Raw genomic sequence first — 6602 nt, forward strand, 5'->3', positions numbered from 1 at the left:
GCGCGGGCGGGGCGCGGGGCCGCCGCCGGGGGCGGGCGCGGGCGGGCGGGCGCCCGCGTGCGGCACGCCGACTGGGTGGTCGTCGCCGGCCCCGCGCCCGCGGCCGCCGGTCTGCTCGCCGCCGAGTCCCCCGCGGCCGCCGCCGAGCTGCGCGCCGTCGAGTACGCCTCGATGGCCCTGGTCACGCTCTTCTACCGCCGTGCCGGCGTCTCCCTTCCCGAGGGCAGCGGCTTCCTCGTCCCGCCCGTCGACGGCCGTTCCATCAAGGCGTCCACGTTCTCCTCCCAGAAGTGGCGCTGGAGCGCCGAGGAGAACCCCGACGTGGTCGTGCTGCGCGCCTCCGTCGGGCGGTACGGCGAGACGGAGATCCTCCAGCGCGAGGACGCCCATCTCGTCGACGTCGCCAGACGGGACCTGAAGGCGGCCACCGGCCTCGACGCCACACCCCTGCGGACCCATGTCTTCCGCTGGACCGACGGCCTGCCGCAGTACCCCGTCGGCCACCACGCACGCGTGGCCCGCATCCGTGAGCAGGTCGCCAAGCTGCCGGGCCTCGCGGTGTGCGGCGCGCAGTACGACGGCGTCGGCATCCCGGCCTGCATCGCGAGCGCCTACGCCGCCGTGGACCAGCTGGCCGGCGACCTGAGCGGTGTGCAGGAGCTCACCGCCAACCCGGTGCAGAGCCTGCACGGCGGAGCGGGAGAATAGCCCCATGAGTGACGATGCCCCCACCACCGAGTCCGGCAGGATCCCGAACAAGGGCAAGCTGGCCAAGGACCTCAACGAGGTCATCCGCTACACGCTGTGGTCCGTCTTCAGGCTGAAGGACGCGCTGCCCGAGGACCGCGCGGGCTACGCGGAGGAGGTCCAGGAGCTGTTCGACCAGCTCGCCGCCAAGGACGTGACCATCCGCGGCACCTACGACGTGTCCGGCCTGCGCGCCGACGCCGACGTCATGATCTGGTGGCACGCCGAGACCAGCGACCAGCTGCAGGAGGCGTACAACCTCTTCCGCCGCACGAAGCTGGGCCGCGCGCTGGAGCCGGTCTGGTCGAACATGGCGCTGCACCGCCCGGCCGAGTTCAACCGCTCGCACATCCCGGCGTTCCTCGCCGACGAGACGCCGCGCAACTACGTCAGCGTCTACCCGTTCGTGCGCTCCTACGACTGGTACCTGCTGCCCGACGAGGACCGCCGCCGTATGCTCGCCGACCACGGCAAGATGGCCCGCGGCTACCCGGACGTGCGCGCCAACACGGTCGCCTCGTTCTCCCTCGGCGACTACGAGTGGGTCCTGGCCTTCGAGGCCGACGAGCTCTACCGCATCGTCGACCTCATGCGCCACCTGCGCGCCTCCGAGGCCCGTATGCACGTCCGCGAGGAGGTCCCGTTCTTCACCGGACGCCGCAAGGACGTCGCGGAGCTGGTGGCCGGCCTCGCCTGATTCCGCCGGGCGTGGGCCCCGCCCCGGGGCGGGGGCTCGTCAGCGCTGGTCGGCCTTTCCCTTCAGGGAGTCCCTCTCGGACTGCTTCAAGGAGCGGCCGGCCTGCGTCTCCGGCTTCGGTTCCGGGTGTCCGGCGCAGGCCGCCGCGTGCCGCGCCGGCAGGCGGCCCCTCAGCAGATACGCGTCCAGGTGGGCGTTGACGCACGCGTTCGGGCCGCCCGCGACGCCGTGCGTGCCGGCGTCCCGCTCGGTCACCAGTACCGAGCCGGCCAGCCGGCGGTTCATCTCCAGGGCGCCGTCGTACGGCGTGGCCGCGTCCCGCTCGGCCGCCATGATGAGCACCGGCGGCAGCTCACCCGGCCCGGTCCGCACGTCCAGCGGCTTCTGCCGGGGCGCGGGCCAGTAGGCGCACGGCAGGTTCACCCACGCGTTGTCCCAGGTCTCGAAGGGCGCCACGCGCGCGAGCCGGGTGTTGTCGCGGTCCCAGACCTTCCAGTCCGTCGGCCAGGGGGCGTCGTTGCACTCGACGGCCGTGTAGACGGCGCTGGAGTTCTCGGCTGCGGTGGCCGTCTCGGCGACCGGCCCGGCGATCCGTACCAGCGGCTCCGGGTCGCCCTTCAGATACGCCGACAGCGCGGCGGCACGGCTCGGCCAGAAGCCGTCGTAGTAGCCGGCCGTCAGGAACGCGCCCTGCAGCTGCCCCGGCCCCACCACGCCGCCCGCCGGCGCCGTGGCCAGCCGCGCTCGCGCGCTGTCGTAGCTGCGCCGCACCTTCTCGGCCGTGTCGCCCAGCCCGTACACGTCGTCGTAGCGGGCGATCCACTCGCGGAAGTCGGTCCAGCGGCTCTCGAACGCGGCCGACTGTTCCAGGTTGCTGCGGTACCAGATCTGCGCCGGGTCCGGGTTCACCGCCGAGTCCAGCACCATCCGCCGTACGTGCGAGGGGAACAGCGTGGCGTACACGGCCCCGTAGTAGGTGCCGTACGACGCGCCCATGAAGGTCAGCTTCCGCTCGTCCAGCGCGGCGCGCAGGACGTCCAGGTCACGGGCGTTGTTGAGCGAGTTGTAGTACCGCAGCCCGCTTCCGGACCGCTGGGCGCAGCCGCGTGCGTACGCCTTCGCCTCGGCGACGCGCTTCTTCTTGTACGACTCCGAGGGGTGCGTCGGCGCCTGGGCGGGCCCCTTGAAGAAGCGCTTGGGGTCCTGGCAGGACAGCGGCGCCGAGGGGGCGACCCCGCGTGGCGCGTAGCCGACCAGGTCGTAGGCGGCCGCGATCCGCCGCCACCGGGGCAGCGTGCCGACCAGTGGGAAGTACATCCCGGAGGCCCCGGGGCCGCCCGGGTTGTAGACCAGGGCGCCCTGGCGGGGCACCTTGCGCTTGCTGTTGCGCGGGTCCCTGTGGGTGGCGAGCACCCGGCTGACGCTCAGCGTGATCTGCTTGCCGTCGGGATGCGCGTAGTCGAGTGGAACGCTCACCGTGCCGCACTCCACGACGTCCGGGACGTCCTGGTCGTCGGTGCACTTCCCGAAGTCGATGCCCTCCTCACGGGCGCGCGCGGCGGCGATCGCGGTGCCGCGCGCCTCGGCCGCGGCCAAGGCGTCGGGCACGCCCGGGGCGCTTCCGGCCGGGGCGGCGGCGAGGGTGGTCAGGAGCAAGGAACCGGCGGCCGAGTAGGCCGAGTAGCGGGCGGCAGCTCGCATGGCGTATCCCTTCGGGGCGCGACAGCACTGGCACTGCGGCAACAAAAGGGATATTTCGTTCGGTCGTTGGCGAAGGCAAGCACCGTCCGGCCGGTGTCGGTGTCAATGCCCCCCTTTGCGCCCCGGCGGGTTGCCTCACTCGCGCCAGGGCTGGTCACGGTGGGCGAAGGCCGCCCGCAGCTCGGGTTCGCCGATCGCGCGTATTCCGCGTACGGCGACGGAGGTGAGGTAGGTGCGGTCGTCACCGGCAGCGGTCGCGCGCCGGGTCAGGGTGCCGAGCAGCCGCTGCCCGGCCGGGGAGGCCCAGCGCGAGTAGGGGCGCACCTCGACCCGGGCGATGGCGAGGCAGCTCAGTGTCAGGGCGAGGGGCAGCGCGAACCAGACGGCGACCAGGTCGCGCGGCATCTCGGTCGCGGTCGGCATCAGCAGCGCGGTCGCGCCCAGGGCGACCACGGCCAGCGCGGCCCCCCGGACCTGGCGGACCCCGGAGGCGACGGTCGTGCGGGTCCCGTCGGGCACCGCGAGGCCCGCCCGTACGAGCCCGTCGGCGAGGCTGCGCACCGCATCCGCTCCCGCCGCGGCGGAGCGCACCGGCTCGATGCGGGACTGGCCCTCGGGTCCTATCGCGCCTATGACGGACTGCTCCATCTCGTCCCGGCCCCGGGGGTCCACCACGGTCGCCCAGCCGGTGTGCGCGAGCAGCAGCCGCCGCTGACGTGCCATCGAGACCATGGTGAGATCGGCGACCCGCGCGGGCCCGCCCGACAGGAACGCGGCCTCGTACAGCGTCAGCTCGTGCCCCCGGCCCGCGCTCGCGTCTTCCGCGTCGACGGCCGCCGCACGCACGGCGGCCAGGCACAGTCGCGTACACGCGGTGCCTGCGACGGCCCAGGCCAGGAGCAGGAGAAGGACCCAGAACATGACGTGTTTCTATGCCAGGGGCCTGGGAAACGCCATGCCCTTTTCACCATCCGGACCGAGCGTTGCCGGTACGTGACGTTCCGCTTCGTGCCCGGTCAGGAGCCGTTGGACGGCGGGGGGCTGGAGGCGGCGGGCGGGAGCGGGTAGGTGGCCGACGGCGAGGCGCCGACCGGTGTCGCCGCGGTCGGATCGACCGTCGGCACGGGTGCGACGCCCGGCGAGGGGCTGCCGGTGGCCGTCAGGTCACGGGCGAGGGAGGCGAAGTCCACGTATCCGGTGGCCTCCAGGACCCTGATGTGGTCCAGGACGGTGCTGTTGGCGTCGTCCGCGAGCTCGCGCACGAGCGAGTTCTGCGTGCCGGCCCTGACCTGGGCGACGACGGAGAACACCCGGCCGTGGGCCAGCCGCAGGATGTTGGCGAACGCGCGGTCGAAGTCCTGTCCCTGCGCCGCGCGCAGAGTGGCGAGCCACTGCTTCTGCTGGTCGTTGGGCTCGTTGGGCAGGGGCAGGCCGAGCCGGGTGGCGACGGCGCGGACGTGCGCGTCCAGCGAGGTGTGCCCGTCGACGAGGTGCTCTCCGGCCGTCCGTACGGCCCGGGTGGTGCCCTTCTCCTCCGCCATCTGTCCGGCGGGCAGCTCCCACAGCCCGGCCAGCCGGACCTTGGTGACGAAGTCCTGGTCCGGCTCGGACAGCGGGCCGTACTGCGTCGCCACGGTCTGGGCGCTCAGCGTGTCGGCGTCGGTCGCACCGGTCCGGCCGGGGTAGGAGAAGATCGGGAAGAGCAGCGCCGCCGCGGTCGCCGCCAGGCCCGTGATGATGAGCCCGGTGCCGCTGAATATGCCTCGGCCCTTGATCGGGGGTCGTGGTCGCATGGTGCCTCCTGCTTACGGCACCGCACGCCAGTGTGGTTCGGATGGGTGCGGGGTTGGCATATTACTGCGGGGTCCGGGCCAACCGCCGTGGGGGCAGGGGTGCATAAGGTGTCAAAACCCCCTAGAAGGGGCGCGAGTGTTACGGCTCTCACCCCTTGCGCAGCAGTACCCTCCGTGCCGCCCGGGCGACCCGCACCACCGGCCGCCGGGACCGGGGCACGGGCCCGGACCGTTCCAGCCACCACTCCCGCAGTTCCCGCCGTACCCTCGCGTCCCCGATCCGCTCCTCCAGCAGCAGGCGGCCCGCGAAGTCCAGCGCGTCACGCCGGTAGCCGCCGGTCATCGGGTGCGCGTGGGCGTGGTCGAGGAACGCAACCCGGTATCCGTCCCCCAGGATCTCCGGCAGCTCGGGCGCGACCTTCGCCACCACGTCCGCCCGCTTCGAGGCGAGCGCCCGCGCCTGCACGCCCATCCGCACCCGGTCGAACCCCTCGGGCACCGGCGTCCCGGCGACCAGTGAGGACAGCACCGCGGTCTGGGCGAGGGCGAGCCGCTCCCGGGCTTCGCCCGCCGGGACGGCCGGGGTCGCGGGGCGGACCTCCGGCGCCGGGCCGGGCGCGGCACGCACGGTGCGGCCTTCCTCCACCGCCGCCCCGATCGCCGCCAGCTCCCGTTCCAGCTCGCCGGGTCCGGGAAAGTTCTCGTCCCGCTCCAGCAGCACCCCGGGCGGCGCGACCCGCGAGGCGAGGTCGGTCAGGATGTCGAGGACCGGCCGCGGTACGGGGTGGGCGTGGCTGTCGTGCCAGACGCCGTCGCGCTCGAAGCCGCCCGCGACATGGACGTAAGCGATCGCCTCCAGCGGCAGTTCGGCCAGCGCCTTGGCCGGGTCCTCGCCCCGGTTGACGTGGTTCGTGTGCAGGTTCGCCACGTCGATCAGCAACCGCACCCCGGTCCGGTCCGCCAGCTCGTACAGGAACTGTCCCTCGGTCATCTCCTCGCCGGGCCAGGAGATCAGCGCGGCGATGTTCTCGACGGCGAGCGGCACGGGCAGCGCCTCCTGCGCGATGCGCACGTTCTCGCACAGCACGTCGAGGGCGTCCCGGGTGCGCGGCACGGGCAGCAGATGACCCGCCTCCAGGCGGGGAGAGGCCGTCAGTGGTCCGCCCGCCCGGACGAACGCGATGTGCTCGGTGACCAGCGGCGCTCCCAGCGCCGCCGCCCGCTCGGCGAGGGCGGTCAGCCGCCCCTCGTCGGGCCGGTCCGCGCCGCCCAGCCCGAGCGATACACCGTGCGGCACCACGGTCGCCCCGCGAGCCCTCAGCCGCAGCAGCGACTCGGGCAGATGGCCGGGGCACACGTTCTCCGCCACGACCTCCACCCAGTCGATGCCCGGCATGCGCTCCACGGCGTCCGCGATCTCCGGCCGCCAGCCGATCCCCGTCCCCAGTCGCCGCATGGTTCTTCCCCCTCCTTCGCGTGAGGGGGGTATCGCCCGCGCGCCCGGCCCCGAACCCCGTCTCCCGCGGCTTCAGAGCAACATTTGAGGTTCGCGGCCCTCAGGCCCGCGCGGGCCATCGATGCGGCTCCCGGCCCAGCAGGCGCAGCGTCTCCTCCAGCGGCCCCGACCCGCCGGGCACGTCCAGCGCCGGGGCGAAGGCGGAACC

The 6602-nt window shown here is 73.6% G+C and carries 6 protein-coding genes; 2 read left to right on the forward strand and 4 right to left on the reverse strand.

The features are described from left to right. Together hemG and hemQ are read left to right on the forward strand one after the other, a co-directional pair. A partial coding sequence (hemG, locus tag ACFW2E_RS38465; RefSeq protein ID WP_384474179.1) for a protoporphyrinogen oxidase occupies positions 1 to 708 on the forward strand: 708 nt, incomplete at its 5' end. A 4-nt stretch (positions 709 to 712) separates the two neighbouring features. Then, positions 713 to 1444, forward strand: coding sequence for a hydrogen peroxide-dependent heme synthase (gene hemQ, locus ACFW2E_RS38470; protein ID WP_384474182.1), 732 nt, complete (start codon positions 713 to 715; stop codon positions 1442 to 1444). A 39-nt stretch (positions 1445 to 1483) separates the two neighbouring features. Here hemQ and ACFW2E_RS38475 read toward each other — a convergent pair whose 3' ends face one another. From ACFW2E_RS38475 to ACFW2E_RS38490, 4 genes are all read right to left on the reverse strand, one after another. Then, complete coding sequence (locus ACFW2E_RS38475; protein ID WP_384474184.1) at positions 1484 to 3145, reverse strand: alpha/beta hydrolase; 1662 nt, start codon at positions 3143 to 3145, stop codon at positions 1484 to 1486. A 135-nt stretch (positions 3146 to 3280) separates the two neighbouring features. Further along, positions 3281 to 4066, reverse strand: coding sequence for a TIGR04222 domain-containing membrane protein (locus ACFW2E_RS38480; protein ID WP_384474187.1), 786 nt, complete (start codon positions 4064 to 4066; stop codon positions 3281 to 3283). 95 nt (positions 4067 to 4161) lie between these two features. Next, positions 4162 to 4938: a DUF4142 domain-containing protein gene (locus tag ACFW2E_RS38485; protein WP_384474189.1), complete on the reverse strand. Its 777-nt coding sequence runs from the start codon at positions 4936 to 4938 to the stop codon at positions 4162 to 4164. 148 nt (positions 4939 to 5086) lie between these two features. Next, positions 5087 to 6394, reverse strand: a complete 1308-nt coding sequence (locus tag ACFW2E_RS38490; RefSeq protein WP_384474192.1) for a DUF692 domain-containing protein — start codon at positions 6392 to 6394, stop codon at positions 5087 to 5089. Positions 6395 to 6602 lie beyond the last annotated feature (208 nt).

It is taken from the genome of Streptomyces sp. NPDC058964 (assembly GCF_042741275.1).
In the GTDB taxonomy this organism is placed as follows: domain Bacteria; phylum Actinomycetota; class Actinomycetes; order Streptomycetales; family Streptomycetaceae; genus Streptomyces.